1 protein-coding gene is annotated in these 991 nt (G+C 34.1%); it reads right to left on the bottom strand.

What is annotated here, in order from left to right; translation table 11 throughout:
- On the bottom strand, positions 1-991 hold a 991-nt coding region (locus A4R26_RS10820; protein WP_133054628.1), incomplete at both ends, for a condensation domain-containing protein.

Raw genomic sequence — 991 nt, forward strand, 5'->3', positions numbered from 1 at the left:
ATGTATTGGTTCTTTCATATTCTGAAATATTTATACCTGACGTGGTTGAAGCAGTACTACCCTCTTCCGATTCACTCTCTTTCGATTCACCCTCCTGCACATCCTGAAATATGTGAAAGTCAACATAATTGAATAACACATCAAAAAATGGATTAGATCCATACGACTTTTTAGACTCTTTGGTAATTGAAGAAATTTCTAAAAGACTTAATGTTTCATTGCTTTTTAGCTCAATTAGCTTTTTATGAACATTCATTATAAAGTCAGCGCATCGCAGATTTCCATCTACCTCAAATTTTAATGGGATTGAATTTAAAAAGCAACCTAATATCTTATCGCCATCTTCCGTATTGGGTCTGGTATTTGTAACAAGACCTGTTACAATTTCAGAAGTGTTAGTCAATATTTTGAGCAGGTATAAATAGGCACTGAGTGATACAACTTTTACCGTTGTATTTAAAGTCCTGGCGACATGCTCAATTCTTTCTAAATAGGCATTATCAATGATGTACGAATAAACTGCTAATTCTTCCTGATCTGTAAGTAAATCCAATCTCTCAAATTCAGCCAATTCGCTTTTCCAATAATTCTTTTTTGAATCATCTGTTATGTTCATTTCATGCTGAACGACAGCATCCTTATAACTCGATTTCAGAACAGACGGCCTATAATTTATATCTTCCCCTAATTGCAGGTATAAATTATTTAATTCCGTCATAAAAGAGGCCTGACTCCATCCATCGATGATAGCATGATGAAATTGAAATACAAAAATGTTGTCATCCTTACCTATTTGAAATACACTCATGCTCCACAATGGAGCTTTTGAAATATCTATGCTATCAAGTTCTGATCGCATATATACTTTAATCTCTTCCTCTTGCTGTTTCCCGGTTAAAGCAGAGAGGTCTTTGAAATTAAGACTGATTTTAACAGCCTTATGTACAATCTGAACTTCACGTTCAAAGTCACTCAAATTAAAACTCGTTCT

It is taken from the genome of Niastella populi, assembly GCF_002078015.1.
GTDB classification, from domain to species: Bacteria; Bacteroidota; Bacteroidia; order Chitinophagales; family Chitinophagaceae; genus Niastella; species Niastella populi.